The 23123-nt window shown below is 66.9% G+C and carries 19 protein-coding genes; 6 read left to right on the forward strand and 13 right to left on the reverse strand.

Going from position 1 to position 23123, the window contains the following annotated elements:
• Positions 1-99 precede the first annotated feature (99 nt).
• The 4 genes from DBV10_RS10980 to DBV10_RS10995 all read right to left on the reverse strand — a co-directional run bounded on the left by DBV10_RS10980 (position 100) and on the right by DBV10_RS10995 (position 3355).
• Entirely contained in the window at positions 100-1146 is a 1047-nt protein-coding gene (locus DBV10_RS10980) for a S49 family peptidase (protein WP_124513487.1), read from the reverse strand.
• 98 nt (positions 1147-1244) lie between these two features.
• On the reverse strand, positions 1245-1622 hold the full coding sequence (locus DBV10_RS10985; protein WP_124513625.1) for a Rieske 2Fe-2S domain-containing protein: 378 nt from the start codon (positions 1620-1622) through the stop codon (positions 1245-1247).
• 31 nt (positions 1623-1653) lie between these two features.
• The gene (locus DBV10_RS10990; protein ID WP_124513489.1) at positions 1654-2328 is read right to left on the reverse strand and encodes an HAD family hydrolase; all 675 of its coding nucleotides are present in this window, start codon (positions 2326-2328) and stop codon (positions 1654-1656) included.
• 25 nt (positions 2329-2353) lie between these two features.
• Positions 2354-3355, reverse strand: coding sequence for an RluA family pseudouridine synthase (locus DBV10_RS10995; protein WP_124513491.1), 1002 nt, complete (start codon positions 3353-3355; stop codon positions 2354-2356).
• A gap of 599 nt (positions 3356-3954) precedes the next feature.
• Between DBV10_RS10995 and DBV10_RS11000 the strand changes: the two genes are divergently transcribed.
• The 4 genes from DBV10_RS11000 to queF all read left to right on the forward strand — a co-directional run bounded on the left by DBV10_RS11000 (position 3955) and on the right by queF (position 10058).
• Positions 3955-7089 carry an Rne/Rng family ribonuclease gene (locus tag DBV10_RS11000; protein ID WP_124513493.1) on the forward strand — a complete coding sequence of 1045 codons (3135 nt, stop codon included), beginning with the start codon at positions 3955-3957 and terminating at the stop codon, positions 7087-7089.
• A gap of 301 nt (positions 7090-7390) precedes the next feature.
• Complete coding sequence (yaaA, locus tag DBV10_RS11005; protein WP_124513495.1) at positions 7391-8176, forward strand: peroxide stress protein YaaA; 786 nt, start codon at positions 7391-7393, stop codon at positions 8174-8176.
• A 47-nt stretch (positions 8177-8223) separates the two neighbouring features.
• Positions 8224-9135, forward strand: coding sequence for a 2OG-Fe(II) oxygenase (locus tag DBV10_RS11010; RefSeq protein WP_199740086.1), 912 nt, complete (start codon positions 8224-8226; stop codon positions 9133-9135).
• A 71-nt stretch (positions 9136-9206) separates the two neighbouring features.
• A complete protein-coding gene (gene queF / locus DBV10_RS11015; RefSeq protein ID WP_124513497.1) occupies positions 9207-10058 on the forward strand; it encodes an NADPH-dependent 7-cyano-7-deazaguanine reductase QueF in 852 nt (283 codons plus the stop codon).
• A 264-nt stretch (positions 10059-10322) separates the two neighbouring features.
• Here the strand turns inward: queF and DBV10_RS11020 are convergent, their stop codons facing one another.
• The 7 genes from DBV10_RS11020 to DBV10_RS11050 form a co-directional block, all read right to left on the reverse strand.
• Entirely contained in the window at positions 10323-10598 is a 276-nt protein-coding gene (locus DBV10_RS11020) for a hypothetical protein (protein ID WP_124513499.1), read from the reverse strand.
• Between the two features lie 208 nt (positions 10599-10806).
• Complete coding sequence (locus DBV10_RS11025) at positions 10807-12018, reverse strand: DNA polymerase IV (RefSeq protein ID WP_233589892.1); 1212 nt, start codon at positions 12016-12018, stop codon at positions 10807-10809.
• A gap of 168 nt (positions 12019-12186) precedes the next feature.
• Positions 12187-13872 carry a thiamine pyrophosphate-binding protein gene (locus tag DBV10_RS11030; protein WP_124513501.1) on the reverse strand — a complete coding sequence of 562 codons (1686 nt, stop codon included), beginning with the start codon at positions 13870-13872 and terminating at the stop codon, positions 12187-12189.
• A gap of 23 nt (positions 13873-13895) precedes the next feature.
• The gene (locus DBV10_RS11035) at positions 13896-15122 is read right to left on the reverse strand and encodes a pyridoxal phosphate-dependent aminotransferase (protein ID WP_124513504.1); all 1227 of its coding nucleotides are present in this window, start codon (positions 15120-15122) and stop codon (positions 13896-13898) included.
• Positions 15119-16036, reverse strand: coding sequence for an amino acid ABC transporter substrate-binding protein (locus DBV10_RS11040; RefSeq protein ID WP_124513506.1), 918 nt, complete (start codon positions 16034-16036; stop codon positions 15119-15121). The genes DBV10_RS11035 and DBV10_RS11040 overlap by 4 nt, the downstream gene beginning before the upstream one ends.
• A gap of 74 nt (positions 16037-16110) precedes the next feature.
• Entirely contained in the window at positions 16111-17307 is a 1197-nt protein-coding gene (locus DBV10_RS11045) for an FAD-binding oxidoreductase (RefSeq protein ID WP_124513508.1), read from the reverse strand.
• Positions 17308-17330: 23 nt separating this feature from the next.
• Positions 17331-18866 carry an aldehyde dehydrogenase family protein gene (locus tag DBV10_RS11050; RefSeq protein WP_124513510.1) on the reverse strand — a complete coding sequence of 512 codons (1536 nt, stop codon included), beginning with the start codon at positions 18864-18866 and terminating at the stop codon, positions 17331-17333.
• A 244-nt stretch (positions 18867-19110) separates the two neighbouring features.
• Here DBV10_RS11050 and DBV10_RS11055 point away from each other — a divergent pair, with 244 nt between their 5' ends.
• Entirely contained in the window at positions 19111-20016 is a 906-nt protein-coding gene (locus DBV10_RS11055) for a LysR family transcriptional regulator (protein ID WP_199740087.1), read from the forward strand.
• A 705-nt stretch (positions 20017-20721) separates the two neighbouring features.
• Positions 20722-21408 carry a DUF4336 domain-containing protein gene (locus DBV10_RS11060; RefSeq protein WP_124513512.1) on the forward strand — a complete coding sequence of 229 codons (687 nt, stop codon included), beginning with the start codon at positions 20722-20724 and terminating at the stop codon, positions 21406-21408.
• A gap of 19 nt (positions 21409-21427) precedes the next feature.
• Here the strand turns inward: DBV10_RS11060 and DBV10_RS11065 are convergent, their stop codons facing one another.
• Positions 21428-22078: a GNAT family N-acetyltransferase gene (locus DBV10_RS11065; RefSeq protein ID WP_124513514.1), complete on the reverse strand. Its 651-nt coding sequence runs from the start codon at positions 22076-22078 to the stop codon at positions 21428-21430.
• 59 nt (positions 22079-22137) lie between these two features.
• On the reverse strand, positions 22138-22998 hold the full coding sequence (locus DBV10_RS11070; protein ID WP_124513516.1) for an IclR family transcriptional regulator: 861 nt from the start codon (positions 22996-22998) through the stop codon (positions 22138-22140).
• Between the last annotated feature and the right edge of the window lie 125 nt (positions 22999-23123).

The following is a 23123-nucleotide window of genomic DNA, read 5'->3' on the forward strand; positions in this document are numbered from 1 at the left end:
CGCCAGCACCAATATGCCAACATAAAAACAAAATGCCCCGGGTGGAATCTCCGCCCGGGGCATGGGGTGCGAGTGGCCCGAGGGCCAGGCTGAACCGGGTCAGCGCAACTGGGGCCCGGCCACAGACAGCGACTTCACCGCGCCCACGCCGATGGCCGCGCCAAAGCGCTTGACCAGGCGCTCGGCCACGTTGTCGCGGCGGGTGTAGTCGATGATGTCCTCGGCCTTCACCACCTCGCGCGCCACATAGTCCAGGGTGCCCAGCTTGTCGGCCAGGCCCATTTCCACGGCCTGCTGGCCCGTCCAGAACAGGCCGCTGAAGGTGTCGGGCGTGGTCTTGAGGCGGTCGCCGCGCCCGGCTTTCACCACGGCGATGAACTGCTGGTGGATCTGGTCGAGCATGGTCTGCGCGTAGGCGCGCTGCTTTTCGGTCTGGGGGCTGAACGGGTCGAGGAAACCCTTGTTCTCACCGGCCGTGAGCAGGCGGCGCTCCACCCCCACCTTGTCCATGATGCCGGTGAAGCCAAAGCCGTCCATCAGCACGCCGATGCTGCCCACGATGCTGGCCTTGTCCACATAGATGTCGTCCGCCGCCGCCGCGATGTAGTACGCGGCCGAGGCGCAGGTTTCCTCCACCACGGCGTAGATCGGCTTGTTGTGCTTGGCCTTGAGCCGGACGATCTCGTCGTTGATGATGCCCGCCTGCACGGGGCTGCCGCCGGGCGAGTTGATGAGCAGCACCAGCGCCTGCGAGCCCTCGTCTTCGAGCGCGCTGCGCATGGCGGCCACCACGAACTCGGCGCTGGCCTCGGCACCGCTGGCGATCTCGCCCTTGATGTCCACCACGGCCGTGTGCGGCGCACTCTTGCTGGTGCTGGGCGAGGCCTGGCGCAAGACCACAAACGCCATGCCGGCGATCAGCACCAGCCAGGCCAGGCGGAAAAAGATCTTCCAGCGGCGGGCGCTGCGTTGTTCGTTGAGGGCGGCAAAGGCCAGCTTTTCCAGCGTGGCGCGCTCCCAGCCGGGTTCACGCGAAGAATCACTCACAGGGGCTCCTGAATTCGTAGCTGCTTGCGCCCACAGATCGGGCGCGGGGTTGTTGTGGGGCTCAAAGCCCGAAGAACCGGGCTGCTGGGGGTCTGTCATGTCATGCGTCCTGGGCATTGCGCCGCTGCTGCTGGTGCCCGCACGCTGCGCTGGCGGGCACCAGGCGACAGCACACAAGGGCCATTCATCTGGGTTTTCTAGAACTCTGGGGGTTGCAGGTTGTATGCAGTATGCCAGTGCACCACACCCTCGCTTTCCGACAAAACTATTTTCACCAGCCCGCCCCGGCAGGGGCCTCCTGCGCATTGGCCCGTGTGGGGCAGGTAGGCCGCCCCATGGGTGGCGCACAGCAGCCACTGGCCGGTGTCATCAAAGAATTGGCCTTCCTGGTAGTCCATCTCCATCGCCACATGGGTGCAGCGGTTCAGGTAGGCATGGGGCACGCCCCGGTAGCGGATGGCGAAGGCCCGGCAGGTCTGCCCCGCATACCGCACATCAAACGCCACCGCCAGACCGCCATCGACCAGGTCGGCGCTGTTGCACAGAGGAAGGGACTGCTCGGGGGGCGTGGTCATGGGTTCGTCGGCCCGGGCCGGGCCAGGGGCTTCAGCCATGCTGCAGCAGCCAGTCGTGCAGCTCGCGCACCGAATGGACCACCGACAGCGGGTTCAGCGCATGGAAGGCATCGGGCTCGTGGGCGCCATAGCTCACACCCACCCCCGCACAGCCTGCATTGACGGCCATCTGCAGGTCATGGGTGGTGTCTCCAACCATCAAGAGGCGCCCAGGCGCCACGTCGAAGTCGGCCATCAGCTCCTGCAGCATCAGGGGGTGGGGCTTGCCGGCGGTCTGGTCGGCCGTGCGCGAGCCATCGAACACGCCCCGCAGATCGACCGAATGCAGCGCCTCATCCAACCCGCGCCGGCTCTTGCCCGTGGCCACGGCCAGCAGGTGGCCGCGCTCGCGCAAATCGTTCAGCATGGGCAACACGCCCTCGAACAGGCTCAGGTCGTCCTGGTGCTGGATGTAGTGGAAGCGGTAGCGGTTGCCCAGTTCGGTGTATTTTTCGGGCGGCACATCGGGGGCCGCATGGGCCAGGGCCTGCATGAGCCCCATGCCGATCACATAGGCCGCCTCCTTGTCGGTGGGCACGGTGCCGCCCACGTCGCGCACCGCCGCCTGGATGCAGCGCACGATGATGGCGGTGGAATCAAACAGCGTGCCATCCCAGTCAAAGGCGATGAGGTCGAAGCGGCGCGGACGAAAGGTTTTGGCGGACATGGAGGGGGTTCTTCGCGCTGGATCGTCAGGCGGGGGAGACAAATTCGGCCAGCTCGGGGGGCAGTTCGGCATTCAGCTGCACACGCTCGCCCGAGGCGGGGTGGTTGAACTGTAACCGCCACGCATGCAAAAACATGCGCTTCATCCCCTGCTTCTGCAGGCGCTTGTTCAGGTCGAAGTCGCCGTATTTGTCGTCGCCCACGATGGCGTGGCCTTGGCTGGCCAGGTGCACGCGGATCTGGTGGGTGCGGCCGGTCTTGATGGTCACTTCCAGCAAGGACATCACAGGCAGGCCCTGTTCCGGCCGGGCCGCCGCCGTGCTGCGCACATTGACCAGGGTGATGGAGCGCATGCCGTCCGGGTCGTCGGCCGTGGTCACGCGCACGCGGCGCTCGCCGTCGGCCTGCAGGTACTTGTGCAGCGGCAGGTCGATGACCTTCTTGTTGGCCGGCCAGGTGCCCGTGACCAGCGCCAGGTAGGTCTTGCCCGTCTCGCGCTCGCGGAACTGGTCTTGCAGGTGAGTGAGCGCTGACCGCTTCTTGGCCACCAGCAGGATGCCCGAGGTCTCGCGGTCCAGCCGGTGCACCAGCTCCAGGAACTTGGCGCCCGGGCGCGCCTGGCGCAATTGTTCGATCACGCCAAAGCTCACGCCGCTGCCGCCGTGCACCGCCACACCGGCGGGCTTGTCGATGGCGATCAGGTGCTCGTCTTCGAGCAGGATGGGGAATTCGCGCGCGGGCGCCGGGCGCTCGGCTTTTTCAGCCACCTTGTCGGAAATCCGCACGGGTGGCAGGCGCACCTGGTCGCCCGCCTCCACCCGGGTGTCGGCGCTGGCGCGGCCCTTGTTGATGCGCACCTCGCCGCTGCGGATGATGCGGTAGACATGCGTTTTGGGCACGCCCTTCAGGTGGCGTATCAAAAAGTTGTCGAGCCGCTGGCCTGCGGAGTCTTCATCGACTTCCACCATGCGGGCTGCGGGAAGGCCCGCAGGAGCGACGGGCGGTTTGGCCCCTATAATGTGTTTCACCTGCGCGTTGTCATGTAAGTGGTTGATTTGTCTGGAGTTTAGTCCACACAACCCGTTGCATTGTGCAGGCAGGTCGATGCCAGCGGGTGTCGTGCGCGCAGATTGCAGGCCAGATGCCTGTGGTGGCCCGCATGCCACGCGGCGGGCTGACAGATTGAAACACTGATACGGAATCCCCCAAGCTGGCAGATGTTCCCTACCCGGGTGCAGCCTGCCAGCGGATCGAAGCGAGCATGTGGTTGTTGATGGCATGGATAGAGACCCTGTGGCGGAGGCTGCGGCCTTTGGCTGCATGCTCAAAATCGCCTTCAGCGCCCAGCCAGCAAGCGCAACCAGCTACTCTTTTGCTAGCAAAACTGCGCTCCTACCACTCGCCCCCATCCACGCGCCCCTGCCTCCCGATGCTGCGCTAGAGCGCGGCAGATCATTGGCATCTCCGGCAATTCCCTTCGTTTCGACGCGTCAGTCCAGGCATTCACAGCTCCTGTAGAGCTTGTTGTATTGGTTTGGAAACTGTGGGCGGCAGCCCGCGCAGCCCGTCCCTGTGGGTCAGGTCGGCTGCACCGCTGCTGTCCGCGAAACACTGAAGGAATCGCATCATGAAGCGGATGCTCATCAACGCCACGCAGCCCGAAGAACGGCGCCTGGCCATCGTCGACGGACAAAAGCTCCTCGACTACGAAATCGAGATCGAAGGGCGCGAACAGCGCAAGGGCAACATCTACAAGGCCGTCGTCACGCGCGTCGAGCCTTCGCTGGAAGCCTGCTTCGTCGACTACGGCGAAGACCGCCACGGCTTCCTGCCGTTCAAGGAAATCTCGCGCCAGTATTTCGCCCCCGGCGTCTCGCCCAGCCAGGCGCGCATCAACGAAGTCATCAAGGAAGGCCAGGAGCTGCTGGTCCAGGTCGAAAAGGAAGAACGTGGCAACAAGGGCGCGGCCCTGACCACCTTCGTCAGCCTGGCCGGCCGCTACGTGGTGCTGATGCCTAACAACCCCCGGGGTGGTGGCGTGTCGCGCCGCATCGAGGGCGAGGACCGCGCCGAGCTGAAAGAGGCGATGGACCAGTTGGAGTACCCCAACGGCATGTCCATCATCGCGCGCACTGCCGGCATTGGCCGCACCGCGCCCGAGCTGCAGTGGGACCTGAACTACCTGCTCAAGCTCTGGAACGCCATCGACGGCGCCGCCAAGGGTGGCCGGGGCGCGTTCCTCATCTACCAGGAATCGTCGCTTGTCATCCGCGCGATCCGCGACTACTTCAACAACGACATCGGTGACATCCTCATCGATACCGACGACATCTACGAACAGGCGCAGCAGTTCATGGCGCACGTCATGCCCGAGCATGCCGCCCGCGTGAAGCGCTACCGCGATGACGCCGCCCTGTTCAGCCGCTTCCAGATCGAGCACCAGATCGAATCGGCTTACGCTCGCACCGTGAGCCTGCCCTCGGGCGGCGCCATCGTGATCGACCACACCGAAGCACTGGTCAGCGTGGACGTGAACTCGGCCCGCGCCATCAAGGGCGGCGACATCGAAGAAACCGCCACCCGCACCAACCTGGAAGCCGCCGACGAAGTGGCCCGCCAGATGCGCCTGCGCGACCTGGGCGGCCTGATCGTGATCGACTTCATCGACATGGAGGAGAGCAAGAACCGCCGCGAGGTCGAAAACCGCCTGCGCGACGCACTGCGCCAGGACCGCGCCCGCGTGCAGTTCGGCACCATCAGCAAGTTCGGCCTGATGGAAATGAGCCGCCAGCGCCTGAAGCCCGCGCTGTCCGAAGGCTCGTCCATCCCCTGCCCCCGCTGCGGCGGTTCGGGCCATATCCGCGACACCGAATCGTCGGCGCTGCAGATCCTGCGCATCATTCAAGAAGAATCGATGAAGGACAACACGGCCGCCGTGCACTGCCAGGTGCCGGTGGAAGTGGCCTCGTTCCTGCTCAACGAAAAGCGCACCGAGATCGCCAAGATCGAGCTCAAGCAGCGCGTGGCCGTGCTGATGGTGCCCAACAAGACGCTGGAAACCCCCAACTACCGCCTGGAACGCCTCAAGCACGACGACCCGCGCCTGGACCACATCGAAGCCAGCTACAAGCTCGCCGAAGAAGTGGAAGACCCCACGGCCGTGACGCGCCGCTCGCAGGAGCCCACCAACAAGCAAACCCCGGTGATCAAGGGCGTGCTGCCTGACGCACCCGCTCCGCAGGTCGAGCCCCGCCCCGAAGGCGCGGCCCGCCCACAGCGCGCCGGCCAACCGCAACGCGGTGGTGCCGCGCCAGCGCCAGCGCCTGCACCGGCCCCGGTGGCAGCGCCTGCTCCGGCCGCTCCGCCTGAGCAAGGTTTCTTTGCCTGGCTCAAGAGCCTGTTCGGCTTTGGCAGCACCCCCGCTGCCGCGCCCGCCCCCGTGGCAGCCCCCGCACCTGCGCCAGCCACCGAGCCCGCAGGCCGTGGTGAGCCCCGCCGCGAAGGCCGCAACAGCGAAGGCCGTGGCCGCCGCAGTGGTGGCCGCGATGGCCAACGCGAAGCAGGCCGCGACGGCAACCGCGAGGGTGGCAACAGCGAAAGCCGGGGCCGCCGTGGCGAACGCCCGGCCGAAGGCCGCACGCCCCGCGATGCCGAGAACCGAGCCCCCCGTGACACCGACCGCCGCCCCGAGGGCGAGGGCCGCGAAGGCGGTGGCCGCAACGGACGCGATGGACGCGACGGTGGCCGTGGCCGCCGCGATGCCGAGCCACGCCAACACAATGCGGGCCTGAACGGCGACAACGCCGCCGCCACCGCGCAGGTGGAAGGCCCAGGCAACCAGGGCGCCGGCACCGAAGGCGCGCCAGCCCAGCAACCGCGTGGTGAACGTGGCCCCCGCCGCGAACGTGGTGACCGCGCCCCCCGTGGCGACCGCGCACCCCGCGCCGTGGAAGCCCAGGAAGCCGCAGCAGCCACGGCCCCTGCCGTGCCCGGCGACTTTGCCGACACTGCGCCCCTGGCCGCCTTGCCCGACCTGGACCTGAGCGGCAATGACGCCCCCGGCAACGGCAATGGTCAGGGCGCGGCCGGTGAAGAGCAGCGCCGCGAGCGCCGCTCACGCGACCGCTATGGCCGTGACCGCCGTGAACGCGGCGAACGGGGCCCCCGCGACGGCAATGGTGCCGAAGCCGCCGCCGCACCGGCCATGCTGGACTTCGACCCCACCCAGGCCGAGCCTGCAGCAGCCCCAGCAGCCGCGCCCCAGGACGAGCCACCACGCCGCAGCTACTTCAATGCCCCGGCCACTGCGCCCGCCGCTCCGGCGGTAGCAGCAGCCGCTGCGCAAGCGCCCGCCGAAGCCGTCGCACCTGCCACGGCCCCGGTGGCAGCCCCTGTAGCACCAGCGGTTGCACCCGTGGCAGCCGCCGCCCCTGTCATGGCAGCCGCCCCGGCCACGCCCGCCGCAGTGGCACCGGCAGCGCCCGCCGCCGCCCAGGGCGGCCTGCCCCGCGTGCAGGCATTCACGCTGCCGGTCGATGCCCTGCAGCAAGTGGCTGCGTCGTCGGGCCTGCAATGGGTGAACTCCGACGCGGACAAGATCGCTGCCGTGCAGGCCGCGATCGCCGCCGAACCCAAGCCCATCCACGTGCCCCGCGAACGCCCCCCGCTGGTGGTGCTGGACGAAGGCCCGCTGGTGCTCGTGGAAACCCGCCGCGACCTGTCGGCCATGGCGCTGCCTTTTGAGCAGCCCCCTGCCGCCTGAGAACGGCGCACCCACCGGCTGTGGCCCCCAGGCCACAGCCCCCTAGAAGGCGGCCCCGGCCGCCTTCTTTTTTTGGCGGGCCGCTGCCAATACCCGTCGGCAGCCAAGGCCTGCATGCCAGCGGGTACTATTTCGGGCCCATGGTCAAAGGTGGTCAAAGGTGGTCAAGGGTGGCGGGGACTGGCCGGTGCAGCGGCCATCGCCGCTGCCTCCATGGCCCGCCCGGCACGGGCTGCCACCCACCACACCACCAGCCACAGCCCCCACCCACTGCCATCCACGAAGCTTCCGGCCTTCCCCCATGCTGTTCCTGCTGTCCCCCGCCAAATCGCTCGACTACGACACGCCCCTGCCCGAAGGCCTGCCGCACACCACGCCCCAGTTCGTGGCGCAATCCACGGCCCTCATCGAGGTGCTGCGCACGCAGTCCCCGCAGCAAATCGCCTCGCTGATGGAGCTGAGCGACACCCTCGCGGCACTGAACGTGGCGCGCTACCAGGCCTGGCGCCCCCGCTTCACGGCCACCAACTCGCGCCAAGCGGTGCTGGCCTTCAACGGAGATGTGTACGAGGGGCTGCAAGCCCGCAGCCTGGGCCCTGAAGACCTGGGCTGGGCACAGAACCATGTGGCCATCCTGAGTGGCCTGTACGGTGTGCTGCGGCCCCTGGACCGCATGCAGCCCTACCGCCTGGAGATGGGCACACGCCTGGCCACCGGCGCGGGCAACAACCTCTACCAGTTCTGGGGCAGCCAGATTGCCGAACACCTCAACACCCGGCTGCGGGCCGACACCACGCCCGTGGTGGTCAACCTCGCCTCGCAGGAGTATTTCAAGGCCGTGGACCGCAAGGCGCTCAAGGCCCGCGTCGTCGAATGCGTGTTCGAGGACTGGAAGGGCGGCAACTACAAGATCATCAGCTTCTTTGCCAAACGTGCGCGCGGCCTCATGGCGCGCTACGCCATCACCCACCGCATTGCCACGCCGCACCAGCTCGAAGGTTTTGATCTGGACGGCTATGCCTTTGCCCCGGCATCATCTGACCCGGAGCGTCTGGTGTTCCGGCGCAAGGCGGCACCTGCCGCGTAAATTGCGCCTTGTTTCGCTCCCCACCCGCACCCCGTTGAAGGACCGCCATGGCATCACGCTCTGACACGCATTCCGACAGCACCGCCACCGCCCAACGCGCCCACAGCACGGCGCGGCAGGCCATCACGCCCGAGCTGCGCCGCTGGATCATCGAGCAGGCCCAGGCTGGCCACGCCGCGCCCGTGGTGCTGCAGTCCATGCGCGATGCGGGCTGGGACGAAGACGTGGCCGCCGACGCGCTGGAGATCACGCTGCAGGACCACCTGAACGAGCTGGCCGTGCAGCAGGGCCTGCCGCCTGCCGTGCCCGTGCCAGAACCGCAGCTCGCTGCATCGCCCGCGCAGGTGGACTGCGGCGACCGTACCGTGAACGTGCTGCTGGCCATGGCCCAGCCCCGCATCGTGGTGTTTGGCAACCTGCTGTCGCCCGAGGAATGCGATGCGCTGATCACCGCCGCCGAGCCCCGCCTGGCGCGCTCGCTCACCGTGGCCACCAAAACGGGCGGCGAAGAGGTCAACGATGACCGCACCAGCGACGGCATGTTCTTCCAGCGCGGCGAAACCCCGCTGATCCAGCGCATCGAGGAGCGCATCGCCCGCCTGCTCGACTGGCCCATCGAGAATGGTGAAGGCCTGCAGGTGCTGCACTACCGCCCGGGTGCCGAATACAAGCCGCACTACGACTATTTCGACCCGGGCGAGCCGGGCACCGCCACCATCCTCAAGCGCGGCGGCCAGCGCGTGGGCACCCTGGTGATGTACCTCAACACCCCCGAAAAGGGCGGCGGCACCACCTTCCCCGACGTGCATGTCGAGGTCGGCCCGCAGCGCGGCAACGCCGTGTTCTTCAGCTACGAACGCCCCCACGCCTCCACGCGCACCCTGCACGGCGGCGCGCCCGTGATCGCGGGTGAGAAGTGGATCGCCACCAAGTGGATGCGCGAACGAGAGTTCAAATAAAAACAGGCCCTAGCGCTTATCCATCAAGCGCTACCAGCTATCAAAACAGTAGTAATAATTGCAGGCATCGCATGAGCACGAACACACCAGAACAATCCCAACTTGGCAAGGCATCGGCCTACGTGGACCAGTACGACGCCTCGCTGCTGTTCCCCATCCCCCGCGCGGGCAAGCGGGCCGAGATCGGCATCGCCGGCGCTGCGCCCTTCTTCGGCGCCGACCTGTGGACGGCGTTCGAGCTGTCGTGGCTGAATGCACGCGGCAAGCCGCAGGTGGCGCTCGCGCACATCACCGTGCCCTGCGAAACCCCCAACATCGTCGAGAGCAAGTCGTTCAAGCTGTACCTCAACAGCTTCAACAACACGCGTTTTGCCGACATGGCCGAGGTGCAGGCCCGCATCCGCACCGACATCAGCGAAGCCGTGTGGCGCGGCGCCGAACACCCGGCCACCGTGGGCGTGAAGCTCATCGCGCCCGAACTGTTCGACCAGGAGCCCGTGCACGAGCTCGATGGCCTGAGCCTGGACCGGCTGGATGTGGAATGCACGCGCTACCAGCCCGCCCCCGAACTGCTCACCGCCGAATTCAATGCAGCTCCGGTGACCGAAACCCTCACCAGCAACCTGCTCAAGAGCAATTGCCTGGTGACAGGCCAGCCCGACTGGGGCAGCGTGCAGATCAGCTACAGCGGCCCCCAGATCGACCAGGAAGGCCTGCTGCAGTACCTGGTGAGCTTTCGCAACCACAACGAGTTCCACGAGCAGTGCGTGGAGCGCATCTTCATGGACCTGTGGGCCCGCTGCAAACCCATCAAGCTCACGGTGTATGCGCGCTACACGCGCCGCGGCGGCCTGGACATCAACCCCCTGCGCACCAGCCACCCGCAGGGCCTGCCGCGCAACGTGCGCACGGCGCGCCAGTAATTCCATTTCCAAATCATGCGTGTCCAGGCGCGAAGCCGCAGACAGTGCTGTAGCACGGCAAGTGCGAAGCAACAACGACACGGATGGTTTGAAGACGGAATAAGAGCCTGTTTACGATCTCGCAGGGGATCGCGTTGGGGCGCAATCGGGAGGAGTGGATGCCTCGGATGCGCCGCATGGGCTCATGCCCATGCAAGCAGCCGGGGCGGCCTTGTCGCCCGATTTCGCTCCAACCCTTCGGGCAGCGGTCTTGGCGGCCAGGACTCAGCGCCCCCGCCCCTCGACATCAATCCAGTCGCACCGCAGGGTGTGGCGCAGGTGCGCGCGCGTGCGCCAGGTCACATACAGGCTGGGCACAAAGATGCCGACCAGGCACACCGGGGCAGTCCACGGTTCGCCAAAGGCACAAATGGGATACCAGCCCACCCAGCCCAGCACCCAGAGCGTCAGCACCAGGTCCCACAGGTGGTACTCCAGCGGGTGGTCGGCCTTGTGCGCAACATGCCATTGCTTGATGCGTTGCAGCTCGTTCAGCGTCATGGGAATCTCCCGGAAAACGGGTGACTCAATGTAAGTTACGAGTAAGAATCCGTCAAGCGCACAAGCTGGCGCGCAAGCGGGGGGCCGCCTCATACCCGTTTGCGTTCAACAAACAAGAACCGTTCGGGCTGAGCCGGCCTGCGCCTCGCGCGGCGCTTCGACGGATTGAGCGTGAACGGACTGATATCCTTTTGAACGCATACCAGTATCAGAACAGCGGCGCCGTGGTGCCGGCGGCGCCATGGGCACCGCCCACCTCCCTGCGGCCACCACGCGCAGAAGGTTGGGGGCTCGGAGCCTCCCCCAGGCGCGCGAGCGTGCTGGCCCGCACCCCCAACAACCGCAGGCGTTTGTCCAGCGGCACGCGCTTGAGGCACTGCCCCGCCAGCTGGCGGATGGTGGCGCCATCGGCCGTGTAGAGGTCTGCGGTGTGATCGCGCGTGGCGATCTTGAAATCGTCGTAGCGCAGCTTGATGCCGATGGTGCGCGCCACATAACCCTTGCGCTGCAAATCCTCGGCCAGGCGCAGGCACAGGTCGGTGAAGATGGCCGAGAGTTCCGCCTTGTCGCGCACGGCGTGCAGGTCGCGGTCGAACGTGGTCTCGCGGCTCATGCTCACGGGTTCGCTTTCGGTCACCACGGGGCTGTCGTCGCGGCCCCAGGCCACGCGGTGCATCCAGGCGGCGGTGGACTTGCCGAAATGGCCGATGAGCCACTGCGGGTCCTGCGCCGCCAGCTGGCCAATGGTCTCCACCCCCAGGCGCGCCAGCTTCTCCCCCGCCTTGGGGCCGATGCCGTTGACCTTGCGCACGTTGAGCGGCCAGATCTTTTCCTGCAGGTCGTCCTCGTAGACGATGGAGATGCCGTTGGGCTTGTTGAACTCGCTCGCCATCTTGGCCAGCAGCCGGTTGGGCGCCACGCCGATGGAGCAGGTGAGCCCGGTCACGTCGAAGATGCTTTTCTGGATGAGCCGCGCCAGCACCCGCCCGCCTTCGCGCTGGCCGCCGGGCACGTCGGTGAAGTCGATGTAGACCTCGTCCACGCCCCGGTCCTGCATCACCGGCGCGATGTCGGTGATGGTGCTCTTGAAAGCGCGCGAGAAGCGGCGCACCTCGTCGAAATCCACCGGCAGCACAATGGCCTGCGGACACAGCCTGGCCGCCTTCATCATGCCCATGGCCGAGCCCACGCCGAACTGCCGCGCAGGGTAGGTGGCGGTGGTGATCACGCCCCGGCCCACGTAGTCCTTGAGCAGCGGGAAGTCCTCCACCGGGATGAAGCGCCGCTCGCGCTCTTCGGTGCCATCCGGGCCGCGCAGCAGCAGCTCATCCACCTTGCGCCGCCCGCCACCGATGACCACGGGCAGGCCCTTGAGTTGGGGGTAGCGCAGCAGTTCGACGGACGCAAAGAAGGCGTCCATGTCGAGGTGGGCGATGCGGCGCAGCTTATGCCCCGGGTGCCCGGTCTGGGCGCCAGGGGACGGCTCGTGGTCAGGGAAATCGGGCGCGGGGAGAATCACGGCCGCTATTGTGCGCGGCGGCATGACAGGCGTGCAGCCACGCCCCTCTGCGCTACCGCCAGGCCGCCGTCACTGCTTGGCCAACGCCGCTTTCCGAATGCCCTGTAGCGTCCCCGTGGGCGTGATCGCCTCCGGGTCGATCAAACAGTGCAACACACTGGGCAGGCCGCTGGCGCGCGCGCGGGCCAGCGCGGGGGCGAAGTCTTCCGTCCGCTCCACGCGCTCGCCATGGCCGCCGAAGGCCTGGGCGTAGGCCTTGAAGTCGGGGTTCTTGAGCTGCGTGGCGCTGATGCGGCCCGGGTACTCGCGCTCCTGGTGCATGCGGATGGTGCCGTACATGGCGTTGTCCAGCAGCACCACGAGGATGGGCAGACCGTATTGCACGGCGGTCGCGAACTCCTGGCCGTGCATCAGGAAGTCGCCGTCGCCCGCGAAGACCACCACCTCGCGCTGCGGCCACAGGCGCTTGCCGCCCACCCCAGCGGGCAGGCCGTAGCCCATGGAGCCGCTGGTCGGCGCCAGCTGGCTGGCGTAGGTGGTGAAGGGCCAGAAGCGGTGAACCCAGGTGGCAAAGTTGCCCGCGCCGTTGCAGAAGATGGTGTCGGCCGGCAACACCTCCTTGAGGTGCTGCATCACCTCGCCCATCTGCAGATTGCCGGGGATACGGATAGGGGCCGGATCGCTCCAGGCCAGGTATTCAGCGTGGGCAGCTTCGGTGTGGGCCTTCCAGAGCACGGGGGCTGTGGGGCGCACCGCGGTCAGCGCGGCGGTGAATGCCTGCGGCGTGGCGTGGATGGCCTGCGTGGGGCGGTAGAGCTTGCCCAGTTCATCTGCATCGGCATGCACATGCACCAAAGGCTGCGCGGGGATGGGAATGTCGAACAGCTCATAGCCCTGCGACGGCACTTCAGACAGGCGCCCACCCACCACCAGCACCAGGTCGGATGCCTTGATGCGCGCCAGCAGCTTGGGGTTGACGCCCAGGCCCAGGTCGCCGCCGTAACAGGCGTGCGTGGCCGGGAACAGCATCTGGCGGCGGAACGAGCAGTACACGGGAATCGACCAATCTGAAGCAAACGCCGCGAACTCGCGCACCGCCTGCTCAGACCAGCGGCTGCCGCCCAGAATCGCCACCGGGCTTTTGGCGGCTTGCAGGCGCTGCACCAGCTCGGCCATTTGCGCGGCGCCGGGGTGGGTCTCCGTCACCTGGTAGGGCAGCGCGTCGGCCACCGTGGCGGCTTCGGTCAGCATGTCTTCGGGCAGCGCCACCACCACCGGGCCGGGGCGGCCCGATGTGGCCACATGGAAGGCGCGCGAGATCAGCTCGGGCACGCGCGCCGGGTCGTCGATCTGCACCACCCACTTGGCCATGGTGCCGAAGACGGCGCTGTAGTCCAGCTCCTGGAACGCCTCGCGCCCCATGGCGCCGCGCGCCACCTGGCCCACGAACAGGATCATGGGGGTCGAGTCCTGGTGCGCAATGTGCACACCGGCCGATGCATTGGTGGCACCCGGCCCCCGCGTCACAAAGCAGATGCCGGGCTGGCCCGTGAGCTTGCCCTGCGCCTCGGCCATCATGGCCGCACCGCCCTCCTGGCGGCACACGGTCACGCCGATGTCGGCATCGTGCAGGGCATCCAGCACGGCCAGGTAGCTTTCGCCGGGCACACAAAAAAGCTGCTTCACACCATGGGTGATGAGCTGCTGCACCAGGATCTGGCCGCCGGTGCGGGGGGTGAGGGAGGTCGTGGTCATATCAGCGGTATCGGGTCAGGAAATCAGAACAGGGCCTGGCAGGCACGCTGAATGCGCGCGCAGGCCTCCTGCAAATCGGCCGTGGAGGCCGCATACGAGATGCGAAAGTATGGCGCCAGCCCCAGCACCCCGCCGGGCACCACGGCGACATGGTGCTCGCGCAGCAGGTAGGCGCAGAAGTCGGCATCGGTGCGCAGCAGCATGCCGCCCGGCGTGGTGCGGCCCAGCACGCCTTCGCAGCTGGCAAAGGTGTAGAACGCGCCCTCGGGCACGCGGCAGCGCAGGCCGGGCGAGGCATTGAGCGCGGCCACGACCAGATCGCGCCGATCCTGAAACGCATGGCAGCGCTCGCGTACCACGTCTTGCGGCCCCGTCAGCGCCGCTACAGCAGCCGCCTGGCTGATGGACGAAGGGCACGACGTGGCCTGACTCTGCACCACAGCCATGGCCGCAATCAGCGCCTTGGGGCCTGCGCCATAGCCCAGGCGCCAGCCCGTCATGGCATAGGCCTTGGAGACACCATTCACCGTCAGCGTGCGATCGCGCAGCGAGGGCAGCACAGCGGCGGGCGTGGCAAACGCACGGCCGTCGTACAGGATGTGTTCGTAGATATCGTCCGCCAGCAGCCACACTTGGGGGTGGCGCTCCACCACCTCCAGCACAGGCCGCAGCTGCTCGGCGCTGTAGGCCGCGCCGCTGGGGTTGGAGGGCGAGTTGATGAACACCCACCGCGTGCGCGGCGTGATGGCGGCCTCCAATTGCTCGGGCGTGATGCGAAAGCCGTTGGCCTCGGTGCAGGGCACCACCACCGGCACGCCGCCCGCAATCAGCACCATGTCGGCATACGAGGTCCAGTACGGCGCGGGCAGGATCACCTCGTCGCCCGGGTTCACCGAGGCCATCAGCGCGTTGTAGAGGATCTGCTTGGCGCCCGCTCCGGCCGTGATCTCGTTCAGCGCAAAGCTGAGCCCGTTGTCGTGCTGGAACTTGTGCTGGATGGCGGCCTTCAGCTCGGCCGTGCCGTCCAGCACCGTGTAGTGCGTCTCCCCCCGCGCCATGGCCTGCTGCGCGGCCTCCAGGATGTGGGCAGGCGTGTCGAAGTCGGGCTCGCCCAGGCCGAGCACGATCACCGGCTGGCCCTGGCGCTTGAGCTGGTTGGCCTCTTGCGTCAGGCGCACGATTTCCGAGACGCCGATGGCGCCCAGGCGGTCGGCCGCGCGGAAGGCCGTGGCGGGGATGGGAGCGTTCATTGCTGGTAGGTCTCCAGGGGCTTGTCGTTGGGGGTGGCGAACAGCTGGCGCAGCGTGGTGCCCAGCGGCAGGCTCAGGCTCGCGTTCTTGGGTGGAATGGGGTTCACAAACCACTTGGTGTAGATCTTTTCCATCTCGCCGTTTTGCATGAGTTTGGTGAGCACACCGTCCACCGCCGCCTTGAACGTCGGGTCGTCCTTGCGGAACAGCAGCGCAATCGGCTCAGCGCCCAGCGGCTCGCCCACGATGCGGTAAGCCGAGGGGTCTTTGGAGTTGGAGATCATCCCGGCCAGCAGGTTGTCATCCAGCACGAACGCATCCGCGCGGCCCGACTCCAGCAGCAGGAAACTCTCGTGGTGGTCCTTGCCCAGCACGGTCTTGATGGGCGCGCCGCCCAGCGCGCGTTCTTGCTTGCGCAGCAGCTGCACGGCCGTGGTGCCGGTGGATGCCGCAATGGTGCGGCCCGCGAGCTGGCTGATGGATTTCAGGTCCGAATCCTTGCGCACCGCCATGCGCACTTCGCTCACGTAGGTGGTCACCGCAAACGCCACCTGCTGCTGGCGCGCCGTGTTGTTGGTGGTGGGGCCGCAGCCGATGTCCAGCGTGCCGTTCTGCACCAGCGGCAATGTGTTCTGCGCCGTCACGGCCATGTATTCGAGCTTGGCGTCGGGCGCGATTTCTTTGAGCACCCGCTCGCACAACTCGACGTGGTAGCCCACGTATTTTTCATTGGCGCCCAGCGCATAGGCCATGGGCGGCGAGGTCTCGCGCACGCCCAGCACGGCCTTGCCGGATGCCTTGATCTTCTCCAGCGTGGGCTGGGTGACCGTCTGCGCCAGCGCGGGGGCCGTGGCCATGCAGGCCAGGGCCAGGCCTGCGGCGAGCGCAGTGAAGGTCTTTCGGGAAATTGCCATGTCGTTGTCTCCGTATGTTTTGTGGTTGGCAGGTTGAGAAAAGGGTGAGGGAAAACTGGCAGTAACGATGGTGCTCAGATCACGTTCTTTTCGAGCAGCGGCGCGTTGCGGGCAATGCGCTCGATGGACAGCGGCGACAGGTCCAGGCTCTGGTAGCGGCCCGTCAACATCCACTCCGCCAGGCCACGCCCCACCGCCGGGCACTGCTGCAGGCCGTGGCCCGAAAAGCCGTTGGCAAACACCAGGTTGTCGCACGCCGGGTGCAGGCCCACGATGGCGTTGTGGTCGAAGGTGTTCATCTCGTAGTACCCCGCCCAGGCGCCCTGCATGCGCAGCGCTTCAAAGCCCGGGATGCGCTCGGCCAGCGTGGGCCAGATGTGGTCCTCGAACGCCGCGTACTCGGGCTCCAGCGGGGCAAAGTCGGCGTCGTTGTCTGCGTCGGGCGCAAAGCCGCAGATAAACCCTTTGCCCTCAGGCCGCAGCCAGATGCCACTGGTGTCGATGAGCAGCGGGCAGCCCGGCAGCGCTGCTGGGCTGGCCAGGTTGAAGACCGTGCGGCGCTTGCCCACCACCGGCAAATCAATGCCCGCCCAGCCCGCGATGGCTGCAGCCCACGGGCCACCGGCGTTCACGGCATAGCGGCAAGGCAGCACGGCGCCGCTTTGCAGGCGTACTGCGTTCACATGCAGCACGCCGTCGCTACGGGCCGTATCCAGCCCCACGGCCTCATCGGCCACATAGCGTGCGCCCTGGCTCTGCGCCTTCTTGCGCAGCGCCGTCAGCAGCAGATAGCCATCAAACCAACCCTCGCCCGACAGGCCCAGCGAACCCAGCACCACGTCCTGCAGCGCCAGCCACGGAAAACGCTCGGCCAATTCACGCGGGCTGAGCAGCGCCACATCGGCGCCATGCTGCTTTTGCAACGCATGGTTCTCGCGCAGCGTGGCCTCGCCCGCCTGGGTGGCCAGATACAGGTAGCCGCCTTCGTGCAGGCCAATGTCGGGCACATCGCCGTGACAGGCCAGCAGCGCGCCCACATTGCGCAAAAAGCCAATGCCGTAAGCCGATATCTGGATATTGATGTCGGTCGAAAACTGCTGGCGAATCGAGCTGGCCGACAGCGCCGACGATGCCCGCGCATAGGTCGGGTCGCGCTCGACCACCACCACCTCGCAGCCCGGTTGCTGCAGCGTGAGGAAGTACGCAATGGCGCTGCCAATGACACCACCGCCGATGATGACGATGGGGTGTGGGTCCTTAGCGATCAACATGAACGGGACAACCAGCGCGTGGGTTACACATCAAACGTCACGCCCTGTGCCAGCGGCAGTGCGGTGGAGTAGTTGATGGTGTTCGTCGCCCGGCGCATGTAGGCCTTCCAGCTGTCCGAGCCCGCTTCGCGCCCGCCGCCCGTTTCCTTCTCACCGCCAAATGCGCCACCGATCTCCGCACCGCTGGGGCCGATGTTCACGTTGGCAATGCCGCAGTCCGAACCAGCGGCCGACATGAACTGTTCAGCCTCGCGCACATTGAGCGTGAAGATGGACGACGACAGGCCCGCGCCCACGGCGTTGTTCAGAGCAATGGCTTCGTCGATGCTGCTGTAGCGCACCACGTACAGGATGGGCGCAAAGGTTTCGTGCAGCGCGGGGCCTTCATGCTTTTGCAATTCGACCAGCGCGGGGCGCACGTAGTAGGCATCGGCACCACCCACGCCTTCCACACGGCCACCGCCATGCACCGTGGCGCCCAGCGTGCGGCTTTGCTCCAGCGCCTTTTGCATGCCGTCAAACGCGGGGCGGTCGATCAGCGGGCCCACCAACGTGCCAGCGGTGCGCGGGTCGCCCACCTGCACGTTGGCGTACACCTTGGCCAACTGGGGCACCAGTTGGTCATAAATGCTCTCGTGCACAAACAGGCGGCGCAACGTGGTGCAGCGCTGGCCCGCCGTGCCCATGGCGGCAAACGCAATGCCGCGCAGCGCCAGGTTCAGGTCAGCCGTGGGCGCCACGATGGCCGCGTTGTTGCCGCCCAGCTCCAGAATGCCCCGCGCAAAACGCGCCGCCAGGCGCGGGCCCACGGCGCGGCCCATGGCGGTGGAGCCCGTGGCCGACAGCACGGGCACGCGGGCGTCATCCACCAGCACCTCGCCAATGTCGCGCTGGCCCACGATCAGCTCCAGCAGGCCCTCGGGCGCGTCGCTGCCAAAGCGCGCAATGGCGCGCTGGGCAATCGCGTGCGTGGCCAGGGCCGTGAGCGGCGTTTTCTCAGACGGCTTCCACACCACCGAATCACCACACACCAGTGCCAGCGCGGCGTTCCACGACCACACGGCCACGGGGAAGTTGAAGGCCGAGATCACGCCGCACACGCCCAGCGGGTGCCAGGTTTCCATCATGCGGTGGCCGGGGCGCTCGGTGGCAATCGTCAGGCCATACAGCTGGCGCGACAGGCCCACGGCAAAGTCGCAGATGTCGATCATCTCCTGCACCTCGCCCAGGCCTTCGGACGGGATCTTGCCCGCCTCGATGGTCACCAGCAGGCCGAGGTCCGCCTTGGCGGCGCGCAACTCTTCGCCCAGCAGGCGCACCAGCTCACCCCGGCGCGGTGCGGGCACATTGCGCCACGCCGTGAATGCCGCATGCGCACGGCCGATGGCGGCTGTGGCGTCGGCCATGCTTTGCTGCGGCACCTGGGCCAGCACCTCGCCCGTGATGGGCGAGCGGGCCGCCAGCGTGCCACCGGAGTAGGCCGCGCGCGGCACACCCAGGCGTTGCAGCAGTTGATCGACTTCGGTCACGAGGGAAGGGGCGGCAGAGGTGGCAGACATGGCGGCTCGCAAGGGTGGATGGAGGCAGAGAAAAGGAAACAGCGTGGGAGAACACACGCAATGAATGCGCCAATATCCGCCAATCGCGCCGCGCTGGATAGCGAAAAAAAGGAACTACTTGATCACAAATCAGAATGAAGTACCTGAAAATACCAGGACTGCCACCCCATACCCAATGCGCGGAAGAGGCTCAAAAGGCTCAATTTTTGGCACCCATCATCATTCTCCCAACGCATGACCCGGCATGACCCTGCTGCGCCGCTCCTTCCTGCCCTCCACCGCCGACCTGCTGGCCTTCGAGGCCGCCGCCCGCCACCAGAGCGTGTCGCGCGCGGCGGAGGAGCTGCACCTCACGCAAAGCGCCGTGTCGCGCCAGATCCGCCAGCTGGAGGAACAACTGGGCACCGCCCTCTTCCACCGCGTGCGCCAGCGTGTGGTGCTCACCGACGCGGGCCGCATCTACGCCGCCGACGTGCAAAACGTGCTGCAGCAGCTGTCGGCCAGCACGCAAAAAACCATGGCGTTTTCCAGCACCGACGGCCTGCTCAACCTGGCCGTGCTGCCCACGCTGGGCACCCGCTGGCTCATCCCGCGCCTGGGCGGCTTCATGGCACTGCACCCCGAGGCCATGGTCAACTTCTCGGCCCGCACCGAGCCCTTTGACTTTGCGGGCACGCCGTTCGACGCTGCCATCCATTTCGGCACCCCGCACTGGGCGGGCGCCGTGTGCGAATACCTGATGCACGAAGAAACCGTGCCCGTGTGCAGCCCCACCTACCGCGACCGCCACGGCATCCACACCCCGCAGGATTTGACCCGCGCGGTGCTGCTGCAGCAAAGCACCCGCCCCACCCAATGGGCCGAATGGTTCGAGCTGGTGGGCGCCCCCACGGCGCTCGCGCTGCGCGGCCCCCAGTCCGAACACTTCGCCATGATTGCGCAGGCTGCGGTCTCGCACCTGGGGGCGGCGCTGCTGCCGCGCTTTTTGATTGAGCAGGAGCTGGCGGCCGGAAGTTTGGTGGAGCTGTCAGACCAGGTGCTGACGAGTACCGATGCGTATTACCTCGTGTACCCCGAGGCGCGGGCGCAGACGCCGCTGGTGAAGGCGTTCAGGGACTGGGTGGTGGGGGAGTGTGGGGGGCAGGGTTGAGGGCTGCGGCCTGAACAGGGCTCTGACTTACGGGTCAATTCACTAGTGATCAACACTTGACACTAGTATTGCCCAAACATCATACTGAGGATCATCATTGATTGGAGCCAGCCATGCCTCAGTTCACCGTTGACGAAGACCTCGCCGCACTAGTCGAACGCCTTGCGAATCCAAAACCATTTGAAAACTTGTCCTTCAACGCGGCATTGCGTCGAGTTTTGAACTCTCTCATCGACCAATCGCCAAAGAAAGTCGACAAACTCGACCAACTATTGGCTGAGTCCATGGCTCTAGCCGCTCAACGCCCAAAGAAAGCTCCTTCGCCCAACCCATCGGCTTGGGTGGCCTCAGTTCCAGAGCTTCGCAACAAGGTAGGGCTTGCGTCTTGGCAATCTATCTGCTCGCACCTTGGAGTTGACACCGCTGGGGACTCCGCTCGGAGGAGACTTAGCAATTGGGTTCGGCAGAACAAGCCAAAGTGGCCGCCAGTCCCCGAAATTGCGGAAGGTAGCACTTAGCGAGTCGGCCTACGCAGGAGCCCTCGGTACCTTTTGACTCCACCAGAGCATCAAGGGCCTCAGTTCTGCACGTTGATCAGGATCGCTTTGGAGAAGTATGGGAGGCCACATGGAGCCCAACCCGGCCCCTACACAATGTCGAGTTCGTTCAAGACCCCACACCCTCGCCCGGGCACCATCCCGCGCCATGCAACTTGAACCCCTCGACACCCACCTCTGGCACGCCACCCACGCCTTCAGGGCCAACGGCCTCCCCATCACCACGCGCATGACGGTGGTGCGGCTGCCGGGGCGCAAGCTCCTGATCCACTCGCCCATTCCGATGCCACCGGGCAGCGCGTTGTTGCGCCAGGTGCAAGACCTCGGCAGCGTGGCCTTCATCGTGGCGCCGAACAAGATGCACCACCTGTTTCTGGCGCCCTGTGCGGCTGCCTTCCCTGGCGCAGTGGTTTACGGCCCGCAAGGGCTGGCGCAAAAGCGGCCGGACCTGGCCGCAACGTTGCGTGCGCTGCCTTCGGGCGACCTCCCCGAGTGGCTGCCGGACCTGGAGCACTTTGCCTTCGATGGCATTCCGGCAGGCAATGAATCGGTGTGGTTTCATCGGCCGTCTGCCACGCTGATCGTGACGGACCTGCTGCAGTGGATGGCGGGCGACCTGCCCTGGCCCACACGGGCCTATGCCACGCTGACGGGGGTGCGCAGCCAGCTCGCCGTGCCGCTCACGGTGCGTGCGCTGGTGCGTGACCGGGCTGCAGCGGCCCACAGTGCGGAGCGTTTGCTGCGCTGGCCCTTTGCGCGGGTGGTGGTGGCCCACAACTGCACCATCGACACCGATGCGCGCGCGCAGGTGGCCCGGGCGCTGGCGGTGTTCTGACCACAGGCCGAGGCAGGCGTCAGGGCTGCGGCTGTGCAGCCCCGCGTGCCATCAGCCAGTAGGGGCGGCCAGAGACGGGCTCCACACACTCGACCACACGCACAAACCCCAGGCGCCGGTAGAACGGCAGGCTGAGCGGGTTGAAGGTTTCCAGATAGCAGGTGGCACGCGCCTGGTCTGCACGCGCCAGCGTTGGCTGCAGCAGCCGCTGCGCCAGCCCCTGGCCCTGCGCAGCGGGGCGCACGCCCAGGATGGAGAGGTACCACGCGCCGTGCAGGTCGGCGGGCACCTGCGCCTCCATGGCGGCACCGATGTGCTGGTAGTGGCCGAACCCGATGGGGCCGAGCAGGCGCGACAGCGCCTGGGTGCGGCGCTCGCTGTGCAAGGCGCGGTGGCTGGCCGAGGCCTCGGGGGTGAGCCACAAGGCCGCGCCGTCGTCACCGGCCAGATGCACTTCGCCCACGGCACGGGCTTCGTCCAGCGCCAGCACAAAGTAGTGGGCCAGCACGCGGTGCCGCAGGGCGGGGTCGCCCGCGTGGTCGATGGTGACGGCCTGGTAGAACGCATCATCCCTCAGCGCTTCGGCCAGGGCGCCACACACGGGCGGGAACGCTGCCTGGGGGTCCATGGCGGGTGGCATGACAGGAGCGGCGATGGGTTGTGGATGCATGGTCACGCAGATAGGCAACGGGCGGCAGGACTGGCGTGGCCAGCCCCGTCCCCTCCGTCTCAGGCAGCAGGGTGGGCGGCGCCGGATGGCACCAGCAATTGTTCGGACGGCTGCCCCGCCAGGCTTTGTGCGGGGCGGCGCAAGGTCGCATCGAAAGGGTGGATGCGCGGGCCAATGGCGGCCGCCTCGCGCTTGAGCAGTTCCACCACTGTGGGCAGGCGGTCTTCGTTGAGGCGAGCGGAGATGGTGCCCACGCTCAGCGCTGCCACGGCGCGGCCTTCGCGGTCGAGCACCGGCACGCCCACGCCAGCCATGCCTTCGAGCAGGCCGGTGTTGCGCGCCGCATAGCCGCTTTGGCGCACGCGCTCGATCTCGGTGCGCAGGTAGACCTCGTCGTACACGCCGTACTCGCGCACGCGCGAGAGGTTGAAGCGAATCACCTCTTCGCGCTCGGCCTCGGGCAGGAAGGCCAGGATGGACAAGGCCCCCTGCCCCACCCCCAGCGCCACGCGGCCGCCGATGTCGCCGGTGAACGAGCGGATCGGGAACGGCCCTTCGCTGCGGTCCAGGCAGATCGCGTCGAACCCGCTGCGCACCAACAGGAAGATGCTGTCGCCCAGGCTGGCGCTCAGGCGCAGCAGCGCGGGCCGGCAAATGCTGCGCAAGTCACCGGGGTTGCCCGCCTTGGCTGCGAGCGCAAAGAACTCGGTGGACAGGCGGTAGAGCTTGCTGCGCTCGTCCTGCTCGACCATGCCTTCCGCAACCAGCGATTGCAGCAAACGGTGCGTGGTGCCTTGCGTCAGGCCAATGGCACGCGCCAATTGGGTGACCCGGCCGCCCTCGGCCTGCACGGCCACCAGGGCGCGGATGAGGGCAAAGACCCGGGGTACGCCGCCCGTGCCTGCGGATGCTGCTTCCATGCGTCACTCCTGCGGAATAGATGGCTTGCATTCTAATCTTCACATTCCATTAAACGGAATAAATTAAAGAAAAATTCTGATTAATGGAATACCCGATTCAACCTGGTTCGCATATTGCAATAGAG

The sequence above is a fragment of the Acidovorax sp. FJL06 genome (assembly GCF_003852545.1).
Classification (GTDB): Bacteria; Pseudomonadota; Gammaproteobacteria; order Burkholderiales; family Burkholderiaceae_C; genus Acidovorax.